Annotated in this window: 17 protein-coding genes and 1 pseudogene; 7 read left to right on the top strand and 11 right to left on the bottom strand. The window is 65.1% G+C overall.

The features are described 5' to 3' along the window. Nucleotides 1-100: 100 nt before the first annotated feature. The 4 genes from groL to ACXI0U_RS02890 form a co-directional block, all read right to left on the bottom strand. The gene (gene groL, locus ACXI0U_RS02905) at nt 101-1,741 is read right to left on the bottom strand and encodes a chaperonin GroEL (protein ID WP_043241261.1); all 1,641 of its coding nucleotides are present in this window, start codon (nt 1,739-1,741) and stop codon (nt 101-103) included. A 39-nt stretch (nt 1,742-1,780) separates the two neighbouring features. Continuing rightward, nucleotides 1,781-2,074, bottom strand: coding sequence for a co-chaperone GroES (locus ACXI0U_RS02900; RefSeq protein ID WP_111263046.1), 294 nt, complete (start codon nt 2,072-2,074; stop codon nt 1,781-1,783). A 224-nt stretch (nt 2,075-2,298) separates the two neighbouring features. Beyond that, the gene (locus tag ACXI0U_RS02895; protein WP_271660140.1) at nt 2,299-2,751 is read right to left on the bottom strand and encodes an FxsA family protein; all 453 of its coding nucleotides are present in this window, start codon (nt 2,749-2,751) and stop codon (nt 2,299-2,301) included. A 65-nt stretch (nt 2,752-2,816) separates the two neighbouring features. Beyond that, nucleotides 2,817-3,545 carry a HugZ family pyridoxamine 5'-phosphate oxidase gene (locus tag ACXI0U_RS02890; protein WP_271660139.1) on the bottom strand — a complete coding sequence of 243 codons (729 nt, stop codon included), beginning with the start codon at nt 3,543-3,545 and terminating at the stop codon, nt 2,817-2,819. Nucleotides 3,546-3,655: 110 nt separating this feature from the next. Here ACXI0U_RS02890 and ACXI0U_RS02885 point away from each other — a divergent pair, with 110 nt between their 5' ends. Beyond that, a complete protein-coding gene (locus tag ACXI0U_RS02885) occupies nt 3,656-4,414 on the top strand; it encodes an SDR family oxidoreductase (RefSeq protein WP_021217409.1) in 759 nt (252 codons plus the stop codon). A gap of 100 nt (nt 4,415-4,514) precedes the next feature. Here ACXI0U_RS02885 and ACXI0U_RS02880 read toward each other — a convergent pair whose 3' ends face one another. Continuing rightward, a complete protein-coding gene (locus ACXI0U_RS02880) occupies nt 4,515-5,519 on the bottom strand; it encodes a DUF481 domain-containing protein (RefSeq protein ID WP_265167771.1) in 1,005 nt (334 codons plus the stop codon). Between the two features lie 196 nt (nt 5,520-5,715). On the opposite strand from ACXI0U_RS02880, the gene ACXI0U_RS02875 reads away from it, so the two are divergent. Both ACXI0U_RS02875 and ACXI0U_RS02870 read left to right on the top strand, forming a co-directional pair. Next, nucleotides 5,716-6,096, top strand: a complete 381-nt coding sequence (locus tag ACXI0U_RS02875) for an MGMT family protein (protein WP_479549704.1) — start codon at nt 5,716-5,718, stop codon at nt 6,094-6,096. Nucleotides 6,097-6,171: 75 nt separating this feature from the next. After that, complete coding sequence (locus tag ACXI0U_RS02870) at nt 6,172-7,941, top strand: AmpG family muropeptide MFS transporter (protein WP_479549703.1); 1,770 nt, start codon at nt 6,172-6,174, stop codon at nt 7,939-7,941. A 42-nt stretch (nt 7,942-7,983) separates the two neighbouring features. Here ACXI0U_RS02870 and ACXI0U_RS02865 read toward each other — a convergent pair whose 3' ends face one another. Continuing rightward, nucleotides 7,984-8,820, bottom strand: coding sequence for a mechanosensitive ion channel family protein (locus ACXI0U_RS02865; protein ID WP_263400504.1), 837 nt, complete (start codon nt 8,818-8,820; stop codon nt 7,984-7,986). Between the two features lie 114 nt (nt 8,821-8,934). After that, nucleotides 8,935-9,414, bottom strand: a complete 480-nt coding sequence (locus ACXI0U_RS02860; RefSeq protein WP_021217414.1) for a YajQ family cyclic di-GMP-binding protein — start codon at nt 9,412-9,414, stop codon at nt 8,935-8,937. A gap of 218 nt (nt 9,415-9,632) precedes the next feature. On the opposite strand from ACXI0U_RS02860, the pseudogene ACXI0U_RS02855 reads away from it, so the two are divergent. The 4 genes and pseudogenes from ACXI0U_RS02855 to ACXI0U_RS02840 all read left to right on the top strand — a co-directional run. Then, nucleotides 9,633-10,604, top strand: a pseudogene (locus ACXI0U_RS02855) (GGDEF domain-containing response regulator); the annotation flags it as partial. Then, nucleotides 10,601-11,512 (top strand): putative 2-dehydropantoate 2-reductase, encoded by a 912-nt coding sequence (locus ACXI0U_RS02850; RefSeq protein ID WP_479549702.1) that lies wholly within the window; start codon nt 10,601-10,603, stop codon nt 11,510-11,512. The pseudogene ACXI0U_RS02855 and the gene ACXI0U_RS02850, both read left to right, overlap by 4 nt. Nucleotides 11,513-11,557: 45 nt before the next feature. Continuing rightward, nucleotides 11,558-13,570: a sensor histidine kinase gene (locus ACXI0U_RS02845; RefSeq protein ID WP_265167770.1), complete on the top strand. Its 2,013-nt coding sequence runs from the start codon at nt 11,558-11,560 to the stop codon at nt 13,568-13,570. 1 nt (nt 13,571) lies between these two features. Further along, nucleotides 13,572-14,147: a cob(I)yrinic acid a,c-diamide adenosyltransferase gene (locus tag ACXI0U_RS02840; protein WP_479549701.1), complete on the top strand. Its 576-nt coding sequence runs from the start codon at nt 13,572-13,574 to the stop codon at nt 14,145-14,147. 252 nt (nt 14,148-14,399) lie between these two features. Here the strand turns inward: ACXI0U_RS02840 and ACXI0U_RS02835 are convergent, their stop codons facing one another. From ACXI0U_RS02835 to secA, 4 genes are all read right to left on the bottom strand, one after another. Next, on the bottom strand, nt 14,400-15,347 hold the full coding sequence (locus ACXI0U_RS02835; protein WP_479549700.1) for a Nudix family hydrolase: 948 nt from the start codon (nt 15,345-15,347) through the stop codon (nt 14,400-14,402). Then, nucleotides 15,344-15,985, bottom strand: a complete 642-nt coding sequence (locus tag ACXI0U_RS02830) for a glutathione S-transferase family protein (protein WP_263400510.1) — start codon at nt 15,983-15,985, stop codon at nt 15,344-15,346. Before ACXI0U_RS02830 ends, ACXI0U_RS02835 begins: the two co-directional genes overlap by 4 nt. Nucleotides 15,986-16,146: 161 nt before the next feature. Further along, nucleotides 16,147-17,364 carry a bifunctional glutamate N-acetyltransferase/amino-acid acetyltransferase ArgJ gene (gene argJ, locus ACXI0U_RS02825; RefSeq protein ID WP_043241403.1) on the bottom strand — a complete coding sequence of 406 codons (1,218 nt, stop codon included), beginning with the start codon at nt 17,362-17,364 and terminating at the stop codon, nt 16,147-16,149. A 126-nt stretch (nt 17,365-17,490) separates the two neighbouring features. Further along, nucleotides 17,491-20,226, bottom strand: a complete 2,736-nt coding sequence (gene secA, locus ACXI0U_RS02820; protein WP_316923930.1) for a preprotein translocase subunit SecA — start codon at nt 20,224-20,226, stop codon at nt 17,491-17,493. Between the last annotated feature and the right edge of the window lie 88 nt (nt 20,227-20,314).

Genomic DNA, 20,314 nt, shown 5'->3' with positions numbered 1-20,314 from the left:
CGCCAGCAGCGTGGAGCGAGCCCCGCCGACGACTTTTCCACAGGCATAAAAAAGCCCCGCACAAGGCGGGGCTTCTTTCAGACCGGATGGACTGGGTGGCTTACATCATGCCGCCCATACCGCCCATGCCGCCCATGTCCGGCATGGCCGGAGCAGCTTTGTCTTCCGGCAGCTCGGCAACGATCGCCTCGGTGGTGATCATCAGGCCTGCGATGGAAGCAGCGGCTTGCAGCGCGGTACGGGTGACTTTGGCCGGGTCGATGATGCCGAACTCGATCATGTCGCCGTACTGGCCGGTGGCAGCGTCGTAGCCGTAGTTGCCCGAACCCTGCTTGACCTTGTCCAGAACCACGGAGGCTTCGTCACCGGCGTTGGTAACGATCTGGCGCAGCGGAGCTTCGACAGCGCGACGCAGGATGTTGATACCAGCGGTCTGCTCTTCGTTGGCACCGGTCAGGTCCTTGATGGCAGCCAGGGCACGAACCAGGGCCACACCACCGCCAGGAACCACGCCTTCTTCCACCGCAGCGCGGGTCGCGTGCAGGGCGTCTTCAACGCGGGCTTTCTTCTCTTTCATCTCGACTTCGGTGGCAGCGCCAACCTTGATCACGGCAACACCGCCAGCCAGCTTGGCCAGACGCTCTTGCAGTTTTTCCTTGTCGTAGTCGGAAGAGGTTTCTTCAACCTGCTTGCGGATCTGGGCAACACGCGCCTCGATGTCGGCCTGCTGACCGGCGCCATCGATGATGGTGGTGTTTTCTTTGCTCAGGACCACGCGCTTGGCGTTACCCAGGTGCTCCAAGGTGGCGCTTTCCAGGCTCAGGCCGACTTCTTCGGAGATGACGGTACCGCCGGTGAGGATGGCGATGTCCTGCAGCATGGCCTTGCGACGGTCGCCGAAGCCCGGAGCCTTGACGGCTGCGACCTTGACGATGCCACGCATGTTGTTGACGACCAGGGTAGCCAGGGCTTCGCCTTCGACGTCTTCAGCCACGATCAGCAGCGGACGGCCGGACTTGGCAACGGCTTCCAGAACCGGCAGCAGTTCGCGGATGTTGGAGATCTTCTTGTCGACCAGCAGCAGCAGCGGGCCGTCGAGCTCGGCCACCATGGTGTCCGGCTTATTGATGAAGTAGGGGGACAGGTAGCCGCGGTCGAACTGCATGCCTTCTACGACGGACAGTTCGTTTTCCAGGCCCGAGCCTTCTTCAACGGTGATCACGCCTTCTTTACCGACCTTCTCCATGGCTTCGGCAATGATGTTGCCGATGGAGTCGTCGGAGTTGGCGGAGATGGTGCCGACCTGGGCGATGGCCTTGGTGTCGGTGCACGGCTTGGACAGGTTCTTCAGCTCGGCGACGATGGCGACGGTGGCCTTGTCGATGCCGCGCTTCAGGTCCATCGGGTTGAGGCCGGCAGCAACCGACTTCAGACCTTCGGTGACGATGGCCTGGGCCAGAACGGTAGCGGTGGTGGTGCCGTCACCGGCAGCATCGTTGGCCTTGGAGGCAACGTCTTTCACCAGTTGGGCGCCGATGTTTTCGATGCGGTCCTTGAGCTCGATTTCCTTGGCGACGGAAACGCCGTCCTTGGTGATCAGCGGGGCGCCGAAGCTGCGCTCCAGAACCACGTTACGGCCTTTCGGGCCGAGGGTGGCTTTAACGGCGTCAGCCAGGGTGTTCACGCCAACGAGCAGTTTTTTACGAGCGGCATCGCCGAATTTTACGTCTTTAGCAGCCATGTTCTTCTTCCTCGAATTCTAGATGGGAAAGGGGGCGGTTCAGGCTTCGATGACAGCGAGGATTTCGTTCTCGCTCATGACCAGCAGTTCTTCACCGTCGACCTTGATGGCGTTGCTGCCGGAGTACGGGCCGAATACCACTTGGTCGCCCACTTTTACTGCCAGGGCACGGACTTCGCCGTTGTCCAGAACGCGACCGGTGCCGACGGCAACCACTTCACCGCGGTTCGGCTTCTCAGCGGCCGAGCCCGGCAGCACGATGCCACCAGCGGTCTTGGTTTCTTCTTCGCTGCGGCGGATTACGACGCGATCATTCAGGGGACGAAGCTTCATTGTGTAACTCTCCCAATTAGTGTTTTCCGGCGCCGGTACGGTTGACCGGCGGGTTAGCGAAATCCGGCGGGGCCGGCTGCGGGGTGCGAAGCACTCCGCTGAAGTCTGACCTTGCCCTTGAGGGCAAGGAACCTTGCGGTGACCGATACATAGGGGCGCCCAGGGGTATTTCAAGGGCGACCATTGAAATATTTGCAGGAAGTTCCAACGAGCCGACCGGAGGCTCAGCGGTCGCGGCGCTCGTATTCGCCCTCGATCACATTGGGGCGGGTCTGCCCGCTGCGGGCGGCAAGGTCATCGGCGAAGGCACGCTGGCGCAGGGCCTGCTCCTGGGCACGCTTGAGCAGGCGCCCGATCAGCAGGCGGCGGGTGAAGGGGATCAGGCAAAGCACGCCGAAGATATCGCTGATGAAGCCCGGCAGCAGCAGCAGGCCGCCACCGACGGCGATCAGCAGGCCTTCGAGCATTTCCTGCTCGGGCATCTCACCACGGGCGAGCTTCTCGCGGGCACGCCAGGCGGTGGCGACGCCGGCGACGCGCAACAGCACGCTGCCGAGCACGCCGGTGCCGATGACCAGCAGCAGGGTCGGCAACACGCCGATGACACTGCCGACCTGGATCAGCACGGCCAGTTCGATGATCGGGAACAGCAGGAGGAGGAACAGAAAGACACGCATCGAGGGATCCTTGACGGAAGAACGGCTTCCGATGGGAATCTAGATGAAGCCGCCCTCCCCCGAATTCAAGCCTCGGGTTCGGCGACGGACGGCCAGCTCTCCGCGCGTGCCAGCGCTACCAGGGCCTGACGGACCGAACCTGGGTTGTTACAGGATGTTGGGAAGGGCAGCCAGTGCACGTTCTGACCGATGCGTAGGTGGAACCCTTCCGAGTCGATGCTGACCAACTCCGCCGCCTCTCCCGGCAGCCCGCGCAGCGCCAGGTAATGGGCGATGGCCGACTGATGGTCGCTGTTCATGTGCTCGATCATGCTGCGCTCGGTCTCGCCGGCGAAGGGGTTGGCCAGCACCACCTGGTCGATCCAGTGGATGGCGCCGAAGCCGCCGATGAAACGCGCGCGCACTGGCTCCAGCACCCAGAAGTCGAAGTCGTGGGTCTGGTGGTAGTCCCGGGACTGCGGGAAGAAGCGGTAGTAGCGCTCGCTGGCCGCCGCGATCTCGGCCGCGTCGGTGATCTGGCGGGCTTCGGCGAGCAGGGTCAGGCGACCGACGGCCTGGATGTCATCGGCGCCGCGCTCCCCCACCAGCAAGGAGCATTTGGGGTCTTTCTGCAGGTTGTGGGTGTGCTGGGCAATACGGCTGATGAGGATCAGGGGGCGGCCGGCGGCGTCCAGGCAATAGGGTGCCACTGATCCGAAAGGGAAGCCCGGCATGGCCTTGGACTGGGTGGAGAGAACGCCGCGGTATTCCTTGAGCAGCAATTCTCGGGCATTCTTTGCGGCTTTCACGCTCACCTTTTGACTCCTTGCACAGAATCCGTCGAAAACGGACGGGCAGCCAGAATAGCGGTTCCAGGCTGCCAGCGGGGATACCGCCACTCATTTCGAATTCTTGGGGAAAAAGCATGCAGCTCAAAGACAAGGTCATCATCATCACCGGCGGTTGCCAGGGCCTCGGCCGTGCCATGGGCGAGTACCTCGCCGGCAAGGGCGCCAAGCTGGCGCTGGTGGACCTGAACCAGGAAAAACTGGACGACGCCGTGGCCGCCTGCAAGGCCGCCGGCGGTGACGCCCGCGCCTACCTGTGCAACGTGGCCAACGAAGAGCAGGTGACCCACATGGTCGCCCAGGTGGCCGAGGATTTCGGCGCCATCAACGGCCTGGTTAACAACGCCGGTATCCTCCGCGACGGCCTGACCATCAAGGTCAAGGACGGCGAGATGACCAAGATGAGCCTGGCCCAGTGGCAGGCGGTGATCGACGTCAACCTGACCGGCGTATTCCTCTGCACCCGCGAAGTGGCGGCGAAGATGATCGAGCTGAAGAACGAAGGCGCGATCATCAACATCTCCTCCATCTCCCGCGCCGGCAACATGGGCCAGGCCAACTACTCCGCCGCCAAGGCCGGCGTGGCTGCCGACACCGTGGTGTGGGCCAAGGAACTGGCGCGCTACGGCATCCGCGTGGCGGGCGTGGCCCCCGGCTTCATCGAGACCGACATGGTCGCCAGCATGAAGCCCGAAGCCCTGGAGAAGATGACCTCCGGCATTCCGCTGAAGCGCCTGGGCAAGCCCCAGGAGATCGCTCACTCGGTGGCCTACATCCTGGAAAACGACTACTACACCGGTCGCGTTCTGGAGCTGGACGGCGGCCTGCGCCTGTAAGGGCTCCGCTGCAATGAAAAAGCCCCGCTGATGCGGGGCTTTTTCTTGTCGGTTCGCAGCCTGTAGCCCGGGCCTCAGCCCGGGACAGCCGGTGGGGTGCTTACCAGCCCACACCGAAGCCGACGGTGTAGCGGGTCTCGTCGATCTCGCCTTCGGCGCCCTGGACCATGTCCTTCTCCGCCTTGAGGTTGAGCGAGGCCCAGTCGGTGACCTTGTAGCGCAGGCCCACTTCGGCATCCAGGGAGTAGTCGGCAGCGTTGCCCAGGGGGCGGCCCACTTCGCCGACGGTGAAGAACTCGACGGTCTTGCCCACCAGGTAGCGGTTGTAGTCCCACTTCATGCTGAGCGCGTAGAAGTTGTCCTTCTCGCCATTGGAGTATTCGTAGTCGGTGCGGTTGACCAGGGATGCCAGGGAGAAGGCGCCCAGCTCGTCGTCCCAGAACTGGTAACCGGGGCCGGTACCGAGGGTGCGCTGGCGCTCCAGCTCTTCGATCTTGTCGCGCTTGTATTCGGCGCGGCCCTGCCAGAAGAATTTGTCGGTGATGAAGCGGTCCAGGGCGTATTCCAGCTCCCAGTTCTCGGTGGTTTTCACGTCGTCCTGGAATTCACGGTTGTATTCGCCGGTGGCGTTGTGGCGCCAGCGGCCGTGACGGGCCTTGGTCTTGAAGTCGACATCGTAGTCGTCGGTGTCCTTCTCGGCGCGCTTGTAGTCCAGGGCCAGGTCGACGTTGCCGGACCAGGTCAGGTCCTCGACGAAGGGCTTGGGCTTCATGATCTGCTCGATGCTGGCCAGCTCGACGGTCTTCGGTGCCTCGCCGTTGGCCAGGATCACCTTGCCGGGCTCGGCCGGGCGCAGGGTCTTGGCGCGCTCGCCAGTGACGTCGTCCTGCTTGATCATCAGCTCCTGGTCACTTTCCAGGGTGGCGATCTTTTTCCAGTCCAGCGGGATGGAGCCGCCGTATTCGGTTTCCAGCATCAGTTTGCCGCCGTCGAAGACCTTGATCTTGCCGGACAGGCGATCGCCGTTCTTCATCCACACGGTATCGGCGAGCGAGGGGGTCGAAGCAGCCGCAATGGCTAGGCACAGCAGGGTTCTGGACAACATAGGCGGATACACGGGCTCAAGTTCGCGAAAAACCGGGCATTATCCGCAAGCCCGGCGACTGAGCAAGGACTGACCGACGGACAAGCCTCAAGTTCCGCAAAAACGGACCAGCGTGCCCCTTGCCGTAGAGCGGTTGTCGCCCCGGGGCCGCCATCCTATTCTGGCAACCACCCCTGCAATCGGACCCCGTTCCGCCATGGCGACCCGCAAGCCCCGCGCCACAGCGAATCCCCTGGATGACCTGCCGACGGCCAGCCCCGAGATGCGCCGCGAGGCGCTGTACCTGACCCTCGCCCAGGTGCCGCCAGGCAAGGTGGTGAGCTACGGCCAGCTCGGCGAAATGGCCGGCCTGGGCCGTGCCGCACGCTGGGTGGGGCGCACCCTGAGCCAGTTGCCTGACGACACGCGCCTGCCCTGGCACCGGGTGATCGCCGCCGGCGGCCGCCTCAGCCTGCTCGCCGGCAGCCCTTCCGGCGATGAGCAACGGGCACGTTTACAGGCGGAGGGTGTCTTCATCCACAACGAACGGGTGGATATGCGTCGGCACGGCTGGCTTCCCATGCCACCCAAGGGTTAGAGTGCGCGCTTTGTCGCGGTTCCATCGCGTGCTCGTCGTCATGGACCGCCCCGTGATTTCTGGATTACACGCCTGATGTCCCACCGTACCTGGCGCGCCGCCCTGGCCGCCTACGCCAGCCCGGCCACCCTTGCGCTACTGCTGCTGGGCTTTGCTGCCGGCCTGCCGTACATGCTGGTGTTCTCCACCCTTTCCGTCTGGTTGCGCGAGGCCGGGGTGTCTCGCGAGGCCATCGGTTTCGCCAGCCTCATCGGCCTGGCCTATGCCTTCAAGTGGATCTGGTCACCGCTGCTCGACCAGTGGCGCCTGCCGCTGCTCGGCCGCCTGGGCCGTCGCCGCTCCTGGCTGGTGCTGTCCCAGGGCCTGGTCGCCCTCGGCCTGGTGGGCATGGCGCTGTGCGACCCGCAGCAACACCTGACCTGGCTGATCGCCGTGGCCGTCATCGTGGCCTTCGCCTCCGCCACGCAAGATATCGCCGTCGACGCCTACCGCTTGGAAATCGCCGACGACAGCCGCCAGGCCGCCCTCGCGGCGAGCTACATGCTCGGCTACCGGGTTTCTGCGCTACTGGCCACTGCCGGCGCGCTGTATTTCGCCGAGTGGTTCGGTTCCACCACCCTGACCTACGAATACGGCGCCTGGGCCGGCACCTACCTGCTGTTCGCCCTGCTGATGCTGCCCGGGCTGATCACCAGTCTGTGGATGCGCGAGCCGCACATCGATGTGCAGGTGCAGACCCACACCTCGCGCTTCAAGCTCAAGGACCAGCTGGCCTCGGTGCTGATCCTGCTGGTGATGCTGATTTCCCTGCCGGCGATGATCACCGGCATGCTCGACCGCGCCTGGCCGCGCGCGCTGCTCTACTTCCTGTTCCTGGTGGCCTGCCTGTCGCCCTGGGGCCGCCGCCAGATCGCCCCGGTGCGCGAGCTGCTCAGTCAGCAGCGCCGCCAGTTGCTGGTGGCCGCGCGGGGCCGGGTGATCCCCAACTTCGACTTCGTCCACCAGGCCGTCTCGATGATCGTGCTGATCGTGATCCTGGTGACCACGGCCGCCGCCATCAAGGCCTATGCCTCCGGCGCCTGGCCCCGGGGCACGCTGTTCGTGCTGATCGCCATGGCCTGCTTCTCGGCACCCGGGCGCCTGCTGATGGCGCCGGTGGTGACCCCCATCAGCGAGTTCGTCCAGCGCTACCGCTGGCAGGCCCTGCTGCTGCTCGGGCTGATCGCCACCTATCGCATGTCCGACACGGTGATGGGGGTGATGGCCAACGTCTTCTACATCGACCAGGGCTTCACCAAGGAACAGATCGCCAGCGTCAGCAAGCTCTTCGGCCTGGTCATGACCCTGCTCGGCGCCGGCGCCGGTGGCTTGCTCATCGTGCGCTTCGGCATCCTGCCGATCCTGTTCATCGGCGGCGCGGCCTCGGCGGCGACCAACCTGATGTTCGTGGTGCTCAGCGACATGGGCCCGCACCTGGATATGCTGATCCTCACCATCTCCTGCGATAACTTCAGCGCGGGCCTGGCCACCTCGGCCTTCGTGGCGTACCTGTCGAGCCTGACCAACCTGAAGTTCTCGGCGACCCAGTACGCCCTGCTCAGCTCCATCATGCTGCTGCTGCCACGCCTGATCGGCGGCTACTCGGGCGTGATGGTCGACAGCCTCGGCTACCACCAGTTCTTCCAGCTCACCGCGCTGCTCGGCGTGCCGACCCTGGTGCTGATCCTGGTGCAATGGAGCCGCGAGCGCAGGCAGCGCAATGGCGCCAGCGCAGCCCCGCAAGAACCCTCCCCTCCCTCCGCCGCGCAGCCGCCCCAGGCGCAGGGCAGTTCGGAACACCCATGAAAAAGGCCGGCGATCGCCGGCCTTTTCCGTTGCAGCAGGACCTCAGGCGGTCGTGGGCACCACCTGCACCATGCGCGGGGGCTGGGCGAGCTGTACGCCGGCCTCCTGCAGCTTGTCGCGCACCGACTCGTTGAGCATGAAGATCACGCCCCAGTAGTCGGCGTTGGACGTCCACATGCGCAGCGACAGGTTGATCGAGGTATCCCCCAGTGCGGAGACCACCACCACCGGTGCCGGGTCCTTTTGTACTCGCGGGTCCTCGGCCAGCTTGAGCAGCACCTCGCGGGCCTTGGCCAGGTCGCTGGCGTAGTCGACCTTGACGTCGTAGAGCACCTGCCGGGTGGGCTGGTTCGAGTAGTTGGTGATGATGCCGTTGGACAGCGCGCCGTTGGGCACGATGACCGTCTTGTTGTCCCCGGTGCGCAGCACGGTGTGGAAGATCTGGATGTGGTCCACCGAGCCCATCACGCCCTGGGCCTCGATGAAATCACCGGCCTTGAACGGGCGGAACAGGAGGATCAGCACGCCGCCGGCGAAGTTCGCCAGGCTGCCCTGGAGCGCCAGGCCGATGGCCAGGCCGGCCGCACCGATGGCGGCGATGAAGGAAGTGGTTTCGATGCCGATCATCGAGGCCACGCTGACCAGCAGCAGCACCTTGAGGATCATGTTGGCGAGGCTGCCGATGAAGCTGTGCAGGGTCCGGTCCACCCGGCGCAGCGCCAGCAGGTTGCTGACGCGATCGGTCACGCGGTTGATCAGCCACCAGCCGATCAGCAGGGTGAACAGCGCCAGGGTGAGCTTGCCGCTGTATTCGAGGATGATCGGCAGCCACCCCTCCGATCGGCGGATCAATTCGTCGACGGTTATATCCACACGCACTCTCCTTTCTTGCCTTCACTGAAACGAAACCGCCATGGACGAAGCCATGGCGGTAAAGTCGCTGACCTTGCATTTTGCGACGCAGGTCAGCGGCGAAGGTTCAAAAAAGCAGTGTCAGTCGCGGAAGTTGGTGTACTGCAGCGGGAAGTCCAGGGGCTCGGCACGCAGCACCGCAATGGCTTCCTGCAGGTCGTCGCGCTTCTTGCCGGTGACACGCACCTGCTCGCCCTGGATCGCGGCCTGGACCTTGAGCTTGCGCTCCTTGATCAGCGCGACGATCTTCTTCGCCAGCTCCTTCTCGATGCCTTCGCGGAAGGTCACTTCCTGCTTGACCACCTTGCCGGAGGCGAAGTGATCCTTGATCTCCATGCAGTGGATATCGATCTTGCGCTTGATCAGGTTGCTGCGCAGGATGTCGAGCATCTGCTCGAGCATGAAGTCGGCTTCGGCGGTCAGGGTGACGGCTTTGTCCTTGCTCTCGAAGCTGCACTTGCCGCGCAGGTCGAAGCGGCGATCCAGTTCCTTGATCGCGTTGTCCACCGCGTTGGTGAGCTCGTGTTTGTCCAGCTCGGACACCACGTCGAACGATGGCATGGGATTCCTCCAGATAGACGGCGCGACCCACATCACGTAAGGAAGGCGCCTGGCTTGACGGTAAAAAAAGCGGGCCCATTATAACTGAGCAATGGGTACCTATTTTTGCAGGATTGCATGGCAGCGACGCATTCAGCTCTAACAGGCGGACGCAAAACCTGCTGAAATAGGCACTGATAGCACCAAGCCAGTATCGCCAACCTTCGCCACTTCCTTGTGAGCCTGCCATGCCCAACCCTCATCTCAGCATCCTGGTGGTGGACGACGCCAAGTTCTCCAGCGCCATGATCGGTCGTGCCCTGACCCAGGCCGGTTATCAGGATGTCCGCTTCGCCAGCAGCGCAACAGAAGCCTTGCGCCTGCTCGAGGAGCGCCCCGCCAATGTATTGCTGGCGGACTGGCTGATGCCCGAGATCGACGGCCTCGAACTGACCGCACGGGTGCGCCAGCTGGACGAGATGATCGACCACTACACCTACATCATCCTGCTCACCGGCAAGGAAGGTGAAAACGTGCTGGGCGAAGCCTTCGACCGCGGTGTCGACGACTTCATCAGCAAGGCGGCCATGAACGAACAGCTGGTGCCTCGCGTCTACGCGGCGGACCGCCTGTGCAACACCCTGCAGCGCCTGCTCCACGAAAACCGGCTGATGACCCAGAACATCGCCAGCCTGGAACAACGCAACCTGGTGGACTCGCTGACCGGCCTCGGCAACCCGCGCTACCTGCGCCAGAAGCTTTCCGACAGCCTGCGCCAGGTCGAGTCCCGCGGCGGCGCCCTGTGCTACCTGCTGATCGGTCTGCATGACGCACCTGCCCTGCGCGTGCAGTACGGCAGCGAGTTCTACAACGAGCTGCTCCACGGTGTCGCCCGCCGCCTGCAGCAACTGGTGCGCCCGCTGGACGTGCTGACCCGCCTGGACGACAACCACTTCGGCCTGATCACCCTGCTCGAAGACCTTCACGAATGCTCCCCCAGCAGCTTCAAGCGCCTGCATGAAGGCCTCAACCTCAAGGCCTTCAAGACCAGCGAAGGCTTCATCACCCTCAAGGCCGGCATCAGCCTGGTGGGGATGGATGGCAAGGCCCTGCCGGTGGACGTCGAGATCCTGATCGACCAGGCCGCCAAGCTGCTGCCCGAGTCCTACGCCAGCGGCCGCGTGAGCGCGATACGCCTGCCCCTGCCATGACCTGGCACGTCCTCGGCATCGGCAGCCTCGGCAGCCTGTGGGCCATGCGTCTGGCCCGTGCCGGCCTGCCGGTGCACCTGTTGCTGCGTGACCCGCAACGCCTGGCGGCCTACCACCAGGCTGGCGGCCTGACCCTGGTGGAACAGGGCCAGGCGCAACGCCTCGAACTGCCCGCCGAAACCCTCGATGCCCCGACGCCCATCCAGCGCCTGCTGGTGGCCTGCAAGGCCTACGACGCCGAAGCGGCGGTCGCAGCGCTCCTGCCACGCCTGGCGCCCGGTGCCGAACTGGTGCTGCGGCAGAACGGCCTCGGCAGCCAGGACGCCGTCGCTGCCCGCGCGCCTCAGGCCCGCTGCATTCTGGCCTCTAGCACCGAGGGCGCTTTCCGTGATGGCGACTTCCGCGTGGTCTTCGCCGGCCACGGCTTCACCTGGCTGGGCGACCCGCACGCCACCGCAGCCCCCTCCTGGCTCGATGAGCTGGAACGCGCCGGCATCCCCCACGGCTGGACGCCGGACATTCTGTCGCGGCTATGGCGCAAGCTCGCGCTCAATTGCGCGATCAACCCGCTGACCGTGCTCAACGACTGCCGCAATGGTGGCCTCGTCGAGCACCCGGCCCAGGTGCAGCAACTGTGCGCCGAACTGGCCGAGCTGCTGCAGCTGTGTGGCCAGCCGGCCGCCGCCGAAGGCCTTCATGACGAAGTGGGTCGGGTGATCCAGGCCACTGCCGCCAACTACTCCTCCATGTACCAGGACGTGGCGGCCAAACGCCGCACCGAGATCGGCTACCTGCTCGGCTACGCCTGCGCCGCGGCCGAGCGCCATCGCCTGGTACTGCCCCACCTGCAGGCCCTGCTCAGGCGCTTGCAGGGGCACCTGGCCGAGCGCGGATTGCCGCTGGACTGACCCCGCGCTACCCTGCCGACAGCCCAACCGCCTGGATTCCGCCCCTTGAACAGCCTGCGCCAGCGCCTCGAAAACCTGTCCGTCGGCCGAAAGCTGCTGGCCGCCCTGCTGGTCCTGGTGACCACCGTTCTGCTGATCGCCAACCTGGCCTTCATCAGCGCCGCCTACTGGATCTCCCAGGAGAGCATGGCGCCCCAGGCCCTGCAGACCCTGGGGCGGCTCTTCGCCACCGCGCCCCTTTCCCGCGAGGCCCTGTCCTCTCCCGAGGCCGCTCGCGACCTGCTCAACCAACTGGACAGCTACGCCCCGCTGCGCGCCGCCGCGCTCTACGACGGCCAGGGCGAGCTGCTGGCACAGCTGATCAGCGGCAGCACCCTCAAGCTGCCGCAGCACGCCGAGAAGCTGCAACGCTGGCGCCTGCACGAATTCCGCACCAGCCAGGTGGTCGAGCTGCCCCAGGACAACGGCCCACCTGGCCACCTGCTGCTGGTGGCTTCCAGTGAGCTGCCCGGCGCCTTCTACACCGGCACCCTTACCGCCAGCCTGGCGATCCTCGCCAGCAGCGTGCTGCTCTGGCTGCTGGTGGCGCGGCAGATCCGGCGCATGGTCACCGGGCCAATCCGGCGCCTGGAAGAACTGTCGCGCCAGGTCACCCGCGAGGAGAACTACGCCCTGCGCGCCCAGCGCGGGCACCGCGACGAACTGGGCAGCCTGGCCGACGCCTTCAACACCATGCTCAGCCGCATCGAGGCCCGCGAGCAGCAGCTCAAGCGCGCCCGCGACGACTCCCAGGCCGCCGTCGACCAGGCCCAGGCACTGGCGGAGGAGACCCGCCACTCCAACCGCAAGCTGGAGCTGGAGGTGCAGGTGCGCAGCAAGATCGAGAAGAAGCTCACCGGCTTCCAGAACTACCTCAACAGCATCATCGACTCGATGCCCTCGGCGCTCATCGCCCTGGACGAACAGCTCTACGTCACCCAGTGGAACCAGGAAGCCACCGCGCTTTCCGGCACCACCCTGGACGACGCCCTGAACCAGCCGGTATTTCTTGCCTTCCCCTCGCTCAAGCCCTTCCTGCCGCAGATCAAGCTCACCGCCGAACGCCACAAGGTGGAGAAGGTCGAGCGGGTCAGTTGGCTGCTGGGCGACGAGGTGCGCCACTACGCCCTGACCTTCTACCCGCTGATGGGCGGCACCGGGCGCGGTGTGGTTATCCGTATCGACGACATCACCCAGCGCCTGTCCATGGAAGAGCTGATGGTGCAGTCGGAAAAGATGCTCAGCGTCGGCGGCCTGGCTGCCGGCATGGCCCACGAGATCAACAACCCCCTGGGGGCCATCCTGCACAACGTGCAGAACATCCGTCGACGCCTGTCACCGGAGCTGGAGAAGAACCTGGAGCAGGCCCGAGCCGACGGCATCTGCCTGGATTCGGTGAACCATTACCTGGAGGCCCGCGAGGTGCCCAAGCTGCTGGACGGCATCTACCAGGCCGGCTCGCGGGCGGCGAAGATCGTCACTCACATGCTGTCCTTCAGCCGCCGCAGCAACCGCCAACTGGCGCCCTGCCTGCTGCCGGTGCTGCTGGACCAGGCCGTGGAGATCGCCAGCAACGACTTCGACCTGACCGAGGGTTTCGACTTCAAGGGCATGACCATCACCCGCCTCTTCGACCCCGAACTGGGACCGGTGCCGGGCACCGCCAACGAACTGGAACAGGTGCTGCTCAACCTGCTGAAGAACGCCGCCCAGGCGATCCACCAGCGCGAGGACGACCTGGAAGGCCATATCACCCTGCGCACCCGCCTGGCGCCGCCCTGGGCGGAAATCCAGGTGGAAGACAACGGCGTCGGCATCCCCGAGAACGTGCGCAAGCGCATCTTCGAGCCGTTCTTCACCACCAAGGAAGTGGGCCAGGGCACCGGGCTGGGCCTGTCGGTTTCCTATTTCATCATCACCAACAACCACAAGGGCCAGATGGAGGTGCAGTCCAAGCCCGGCCAGGGCACCTGCTTTACCCTGCGCCTGCCGCTGGCCTCCAGCCCCACGGGAACCTGATATGGGCAACCGCCTTTCGAAGATCTACACCCGCACCGGTGACAAGGGTGAAACCGGCCTTTCCGGCAACCGCCGCGTGTCCAAGGACCACCCGCGCATCGAGGCCATAGGCGAGGTGGACTCGCTCAACAGCCAGCTCGGCCTGCTGCTGGCGCAACTGACCGAGCAGCACGGCGCCTGCCCGGGGCTGGGTGAGGTGAGCGAGGTGCTCGCGCCCTGCCAGCACCGCCTGTTCGACCTCGGCGGCGAACTGTCGATGCCTGAATACCAGGTGCTGGAGGAAGGCGAGGTGCAACGCCTGGAGGCGGCCATCGACCTGTGGAACGAAGAGCTGGGGCCGCTGAAGAACTTCATCCTCCCCGGCGGCTCGGCCCTGGTGGCCCAGGCCCATGTCTGCCGCTCCGCTGCCCGCAGCGCCGAACGCCGCGCCCAGACCCTCAACGCCGAGGAAGCCCTGCGCGGTGAACTGCTGGCCTACCTCAACCGCCTCTCCGACCTGCTCTTCGTCGCCGCACGGTTGATCGCACGGCGGCAGGGCGTCGATGAGGTGTTGTGGCAGGCGGCGACCCGGGGCTGAGCTGGAAGCTGGAAGCTGGAAGCTGGAAGCTGGAAAAGCCTGGGGGATCGACGGAAACCGTCAACCCTCGGGTTTATTTATTTCCTCACCCCTGACATACCCGGGAAAGCCCGAACGTAGGGTGGACCACGCTTCACCGGTCCACCGCAGCGGAGCCCGGATCGGCACCGCCGGTGGATGCAAAAAGCAGCACCCACCCTACACGCAAACCCCCGCTTCAGGCTTCAGGCTTCAGGCTTCAGGCTTCAGGCTTCAATCTTTAGTGGGCCAAAACGCCCTGATCCCCGCCACGCCCTGGGCGCCGGTCTGCCAGGCGCGCTGGAGGTCGTCCGGGCCGACGCCACCGAGCAGGAATACCGGCTTGTTGAAGCGACGGATCATCTCCTGGGCGGCGTCCCAGCCCAGCGGCTGGGCGTCGGGATGGGTCTGGGTGGCCTGCAGCGGCGACAGGGTGACGAAATCCACGCCCATCTCGGTGGCCAGCTCCAGTTCTTCCGCGCTGTGGCAGGAGGCGGCCAGCCAGCGTTCCTTGGGGAACGGACGGCCGCGGGGCGCATAGCGGCGCAACTGATCGGCGGTGAGGTGCCAGCCGGCGGCAGGGAAGTCCCCCAGCCATTCCAGCGGGCCCTTGAGCATCAACTGGGCGCGACGGGCGCAAAGGCCCTGGATGTCTACCGCCAGGTCGCGGTACTGGGCATCGAACATGTTCGGCGCACGCAGCTGGATCAGGCGGACGCCCTTGGCCAATGCGGCGCGAACGCCTTGCAGCAGCTCCTGGGGCTCCAGTTCGTCCGGCGTGATGAGGTAGCGATCGGGCAGGCGCGCCGCCGCCAGGATCGGCTGGTTGGCGGCAGGGAATTCGTAGTCGGCCAGCTCCTGCTCGGTGGCCCAGGCCAGGGGCTGGCCTTCGGCGCCATGGGGCTCGCCCGTGAAGGCAGAGACTTCCCAGACATCCAGCAGCACCTGCTTGTCGGGGTAGTCGTGGTGCACCTGGATCAGCGGCCGCGCCGAGCTGACGCGAATGCCCAGTTCCTCCTCGAGCTCCCGCGACAGGGCGACCTGAACGGCTTCGCCCTCCTCCACCTTGCCGCCCGGGAACTCCCACAGGCCGCCCTGGTGCTTGTCGTCCGGCCGGCGTGCGATCAGCACCCGGCCGTCGGCGCCACGGATGACCGCAGCCGCCACGTGCACTCGCTTCATTCGATGATCTCCGTTTCCTGCAGGGCGGCCTGGTACCAACGCTGGAACGCGGGCCACCGGTAGATGGTGTCGACATAGGCCGCGGCTTCGGCGGGAAGCTCCACGGCGTAGCTGCGCAAGCGGCTGGCCACCGGCGCGTAGAAGGCATCGGCGATGCTGGCATGGCCGAACAGGTAGGGGCCGTCCTGGCCGAAGCGGCGGCGGCAGTCGGACCAGATGGCGCAGACGCGGCGGATGTCCTCAGCGGCCTCTTCCGGAATGCCATCGAGCGCCTGGTTGCGCTTCAGGTCCATGGGCATGTGGCTGCGCAGGGCGACGAAGCCGCTGTGCATCTCGGCACAGATGGAGCGGGCATGGGCACGGGCCGCCTGGCCGAAGGGCCAGAGGTGGGCTTCGGGGAAACGCTCGGCGAGGTATTCGGCGATGGCCAGGGAATCCCAGATGACGCCGTCGGCTTCGGTTTCCAGTACCGGCACCTTGGCGGTGGGCGAACGCGCCAGCAGGCGTTTGTGGCTATCGGCGGCGTAGAGCGGGATACGCAGTTCCTCGTAGGGGGCGCCGGTCAGCTCCATGGCCAGCCAGCCGCGCAACGACCAGGAGGAGTAGTTCTTGTTGCCGATAACCAGGGTGAGTGCCATGCGTTTCTCCTTGAGCCCGATGGTTTGTCCAGGCGGGTCGATGGACCTTAAAAGGCGCATGCGGGGATGGCAAATTCCCATTGCTCATGGGGCCATGAACGCCGGGAATGCCAGGGACGAGTATCAGCGCAGCCGCAGGCGAACCTGCGGCTGCGTCGGGCTCAGGTGCGGTATTCCGCGTTGATCTTGACGTACTCGTGGGACAGGTCGGTGGTCCAGATGGTTTCGCTGCAACCGCCACGACCCAGCTCGATACGGATGCCGATCTCTTCGCGGGCCATCACGGCGGCGCCCTGGTCCTCGGTGTAGGTGGCCGCGCGGCCGCCCTTGCTGGCGATGCAGACATCACCGAGGAACACGTCGATCTTGCTCACATCCAGCTGCGGTACGCCGGCACGGCCGACGGCGGCGAGGATGCGCCCCCAGTTCGGGTCGGAGGCGAACAGCGCGGTCTTGATCAGCGGCGAGTGGGCCACGGCGTAGGCGACGTCCAGGCACTCCTGGTAGGTACCGCCGCCGTTCACCTGCACGGTGACGAACTTGGTGGCGCCTTCACCGTCACGGACGATGGCCTGAGCCACTTCCATGGAGACTTCCAGCACGGCCTGCTTGAGCGCGGCGAACAGCTCGCCGCTGGCCTGGGTCACTTCCGGCAGTGCGGCCTGGCCGGTGGCGACCAGCATGCAGCAGTCGTTGGTGGAGGTATCGCCATCGATGGTGATGCGGTTGAAGGACTTGTTGGCGGCATCGCGCAGCAGGTCCTGCAGCACACCCTGGGCGACCTTGGCGTCGGTGGCGATGTAGCCGAGCATGGTGGCCATGTTGGGCTTGATCATGCCGGCCCCCTTGCTGATGCCGGTGACGGTGACGGTGACGCCGTCATGCACGAACTGGCGGCTGGCACCCTTGGGCAGGGTGTCGGTGGTCATGATGCCGGTGGCGGCAGCAGCCCAGTTGCCTTCGGCGAGGTCGGCCAGGGCATCGCCCAGGGCGGCTTCGATCTTCTCGACCGGCAGCGGCTCGCCGATCACACCGGTGGAGAACGGCAGCACGGCGGTGGCATCGACGCCCGCCAGCTCCGCCAGGCGCGCGCAGGTGCGCTCGGCGGCAGCCAGGCCCGGCTCGCCGGTGCCGGCGTTGGCATTGCCGGTGTTGGTCAGGAAGTAGCGCACGGGACCGAGGACGCGCTTCTTGGAGAGGATCACCGGGGCTGCGCAGAAGGCGTTGAGGGTGAACACGCCGGCGACGGTGGAGCCTTCGGCGCAGCGCATGACCACTACGTCCTTGCGGCCTGGGCGCTTGATGCCGGCAGAGGCGATGCCGAGTTCGAAACCGGGAACCGGGTGCAGGGTGGGCAGGGGGCCGAGACCAACAGCCATGGAAGCGCTCCTTGTCGTGTCGTCAGGTGAAGCGGCGGTGCCGGAGCGCCACCGTTCTGGGGATGTCGAGTTGAAAACGCCGCGAGCGGCTGAGCCGGTCGCGGCGTGGGGAACTACAGCTTAGCCTCAGCTGATCTGGCCGTGGCAGTGCTTGTATTTCTTGCCGGAGCCGCAGGGGCAGGGCTCGTTGCGGCCGACCTTGGGCTCGGTGCGGACCGGCGCAGCGGCAACGGCTACGTCGCCCTCTTCGCCCAGCTCCTGGGGTTCTTCGAGACCCGGGGCTTCGGCGTGCTGGAACTGCATGCGCTTGGCCAGTTCCTCGGCCTCGCGGCGCAGGCGGGCCTCTTCCTCGGCCGGGTCTTCACGACGGACCTGGACATGGGACAGCACGCGGATGGTGTCGCGACGGATGGAATCCAGCAGCTCCTGGAACAGGGTGAAGGATTCGCGCTTGTATTCCTGCTTGGGGTTCTTCTGTGCGTAACCGCGCAGGTGGATACCGTGGCGCAGGTGATCCATGGTGGACAGGTGGTCCTTCCACAGGTCGTCCAGCACGCGCAGCAGCATCTGCTTCTCGAAGGAGCGCAGGGCTTCGGCGCCGGCGAGCTCTTCCTTCTCGTTGTAGGCGATGGTCAGCTGCTCGAGGATCTTCTCGCGCAGGGTGTCTTCGAACAGCTTGTCGTCTTCGTCCAGCCACTGCTGGATCGGCAGCTTGATGCCGAAGTCGCTGTAGAGCGCCATTTCCAGGCCGGTGATGTCCCACTGCTCGGGCAGGGACTGCGGCGGGATGTGGCTGTCGATGGTGCGACCCAGCACGTCTTCGCGGAACTCGGCGATGGTCTCGCCAATGTCGTCGGCGGCCAGCAGGCTGTTGCGCATGTGGTAGATCACCTTGCGCTGCTCGTTGGCCACGTCGTCGAATTCGAGGAGCTGTTTGCGGATGTCGAAGTTGCGGCCTTCGACCTTGCGCTGGGCCTTCTCGATGGCGTTGGTGACCATGCGATGTTCGATGGCTTCGCCGGACTGCATGCCCAGGGCCTTCATGAAGTTCTTCACCCGGTCGGAGGCGAAGATGCGCATCAGGCTGTCTTCCAGCGACAGGTAGAAACGGCTGGAGCCCGGGTCACCCTGGCGACCGGCACGGCCACGCAGCTGGTTGTCGATACGGCGGGACTCGTGACGCTCGGAGGCGACCACATGCAGGCCGCCGGCTTCGATCACCTGCTGGTGGCGCTTCTGCCAGTCGGCCTTGATCTGCGCGATCTGCTCTTCGGTGGCGTTCTCCAGGGCGGCGACTTCGACCTCCCAGTTGCCTCCGAGGAGGATGTCGGTACCACGACCGGCCATGTTGGTGGCGATGGTCACGGCGCCCGGACGACCGGCCTGGGCAATGATCTCGGCTTCCTTCTCGTGGTACTTGGCGTTCAGTACCTTGTGCTCGATGCCGCCCTTGACCAGCAGCTGCGAGACGTACTCGGAGCTTTCGATCGAGGCGGTACCCACCAGCACCGGACGACCATTGGCCTGGCAGTCCTTGATGTCGGTGATGATGGCGGCGTACTTCTCTTCCTGGGTCAGATAGACCAGGTCGTTGAAGTCCTTCCGAGCGATCGGGCGGTGGGTCGGGATCACCATCACTTCGAGGCCGTAGATCGAATGGAATTCGAAGGCTTCGGTGTCGGCGGTACCGGTCATGCCGGACAGCTTGGAGTAAAGGCGGAAGTAGTTCTGGAAGGTGGTGGAGGCCAGGGTCTGGCTCTCGGCCTGAATGTTCAGGCCTTCCTTCGCTTCGATAGCCTGGTGCAGGCCTTCAGAGAGGCGGCGGCCGGGCATGGTACGGCCGGTGTGCTCGTCGATCAGCAGGACCTGATCATTCTGCACGATGTATTCGACGTTGCGGTGGAACAGGGTGTGCGCGCGCAGGCCAGCGTAGACGTGGGTCAGCAGGCCCAGGTTATGCGCGGAGTACAGGCTCTCGCCTTCGGCCAGCAGGCCGGCCTGGGTGAGCATGTCTTCGATGAACTGGTGGCCCTGTTCGTTAAGCTCGACCTGGCGAGTCTTCTCGTCGACCGAGTAGTGGCCTTCCTGGACGACGTTGCCCTCTTCCGGCTCGACGTGCTTCTTGAGCCGCGGGATCAGCGCGTTGATCTGCATGTACAGCTTGGAGCTGTCTTCGGCCTGGCCGGAGATGATCAGCGGGGTCCGCGCTTCGTCGATGAGGATGGAGTCCACTTCGTCGATCACGGCGAAGTTCAGCTCACGCTGGAATTTGTCTTCCAGGCTGAAGGCCATGTTGTCGCGCAGGTAGTCGAAACCGAATTCGTTGTTGGTGCCGTAGGTGATGTCGGCGGCGTAGGCGGCGCGCTTTTCTTCCGGCGGCTGGAACGGGGTGACGATGCCGAGGCTGAGGCCGAGGAATTCGTACAGCGGACGCATCCAGTTGGCGTCGCGGCGGGCCAGGTAGTCGTTCACCGTGACCACGTGCACTCCCTTGCAGGACAGCGCGTTGAGGTAGACCGGCAGGGTACCCACGAGGGTCTTGCCCTCACCGGTACGCATCTCGGCGATCTTGCCTTCGTGGAGGGTCATGCCGCCGATCAGCTGCACGTCAAAGTGGCGCATGCCCATCACGCGCTTGCCGGCCTCGCGGGCCACGGCAAAGGCTTCAGGCAGGATCTGGTCGAGGGTTTCACCTTTGGCCACTCGCGCCTTGAACTCTTCGGTCTTGGCCCTGAGCTGCTCGTCGGACAGCGCGACCATCTGCTCTTCCAGGGCGTTGATCGCCTGGACAGCCTTGGCCATGCGCTTCACTTCGCGCTCGTTCTTGCTTCCAAAGAGTTTCTTCAACAAAGGCGCAAACATATCGACAGGATCTTCCACATATATGGATGGGGGGCGGCCCCGGAGTCGCCCACGCAGCCTTCATGGCTGCTTGCGAAGGGGGCATTCT

It is taken from the genome of Pseudomonas sp. C9D1 (assembly GCF_056491235.1).
Note: the sequence above shows the minus strand (reverse complement) of the source record. Positions and strands in the feature narration are given on the sequence as shown.

What these genes read in the sequence shown, in the direction of transcription:
- ACXI0U_RS02835 (WP_479549700.1), bottom strand. Translation starts at nt 15,347, where the DNA reads ATGAAGCGAGTGCACGTGGCGGCTGCGGTCATCCGTGGCGCCGACGGC.
- ACXI0U_RS02875 (WP_479549704.1), top strand. Translation starts at nt 5,716, where the DNA reads ATGGCGACCCGCAAGCCCCGCGCCACAGCGAATCCCCTGGATGACCTG.
- ACXI0U_RS02900 (WP_111263046.1), bottom strand. Translation starts at nt 2,074, where the DNA reads ATGAAGCTTCGTCCCCTGAATGATCGCGTCGTAATCCGCCGCAGCGAA.
- ACXI0U_RS02850 (WP_479549702.1), top strand. Translation starts at nt 10,601, where the DNA reads ATGACCTGGCACGTCCTCGGCATCGGCAGCCTCGGCAGCCTGTGGGCC.
- ACXI0U_RS02830 (WP_263400510.1), bottom strand. Translation starts at nt 15,985, where the DNA reads ATGGCACTCACCCTGGTTATCGGCAACAAGAACTACTCCTCCTGGTCG.
- ACXI0U_RS02885 (WP_021217409.1), top strand. Translation starts at nt 3,656, where the DNA reads ATGCAGCTCAAAGACAAGGTCATCATCATCACCGGCGGTTGCCAGGGC.
- secA (WP_316923930.1), bottom strand. Translation starts at nt 20,226, where the DNA reads ATGTTTGCGCCTTTGTTGAAGAAACTCTTTGGAAGCAAGAACGAGCGC.
- groL (WP_043241261.1), bottom strand. Translation starts at nt 1,741, where the DNA reads ATGGCTGCTAAAGACGTAAAATTCGGCGATGCCGCTCGTAAAAAACTG.
- ACXI0U_RS02870 (WP_479549703.1), top strand. Translation starts at nt 6,172, where the DNA reads ATGTCCCACCGTACCTGGCGCGCCGCCCTGGCCGCCTACGCCAGCCCG.
- ACXI0U_RS02895 (WP_271660140.1), bottom strand. Translation starts at nt 2,751, where the DNA reads ATGCGTGTCTTTCTGTTCCTCCTCCTGCTGTTCCCGATCATCGAACTG.
- ACXI0U_RS02840 (WP_479549701.1), top strand. Translation starts at nt 13,572, where the DNA reads ATGGGCAACCGCCTTTCGAAGATCTACACCCGCACCGGTGACAAGGGT.
- argJ (WP_043241403.1), bottom strand. Translation starts at nt 17,364, where the DNA reads ATGGCTGTTGGTCTCGGCCCCCTGCCCACCCTGCACCCGGTTCCCGGT.
- ACXI0U_RS02860 (WP_021217414.1), bottom strand. Translation starts at nt 9,414, where the DNA reads ATGCCATCGTTCGACGTGGTGTCCGAGCTGGACAAACACGAGCTCACC.
- ACXI0U_RS02880 (WP_265167771.1), bottom strand. Translation starts at nt 5,519, where the DNA reads ATGTTGTCCAGAACCCTGCTGTGCCTAGCCATTGCGGCTGCTTCGACC.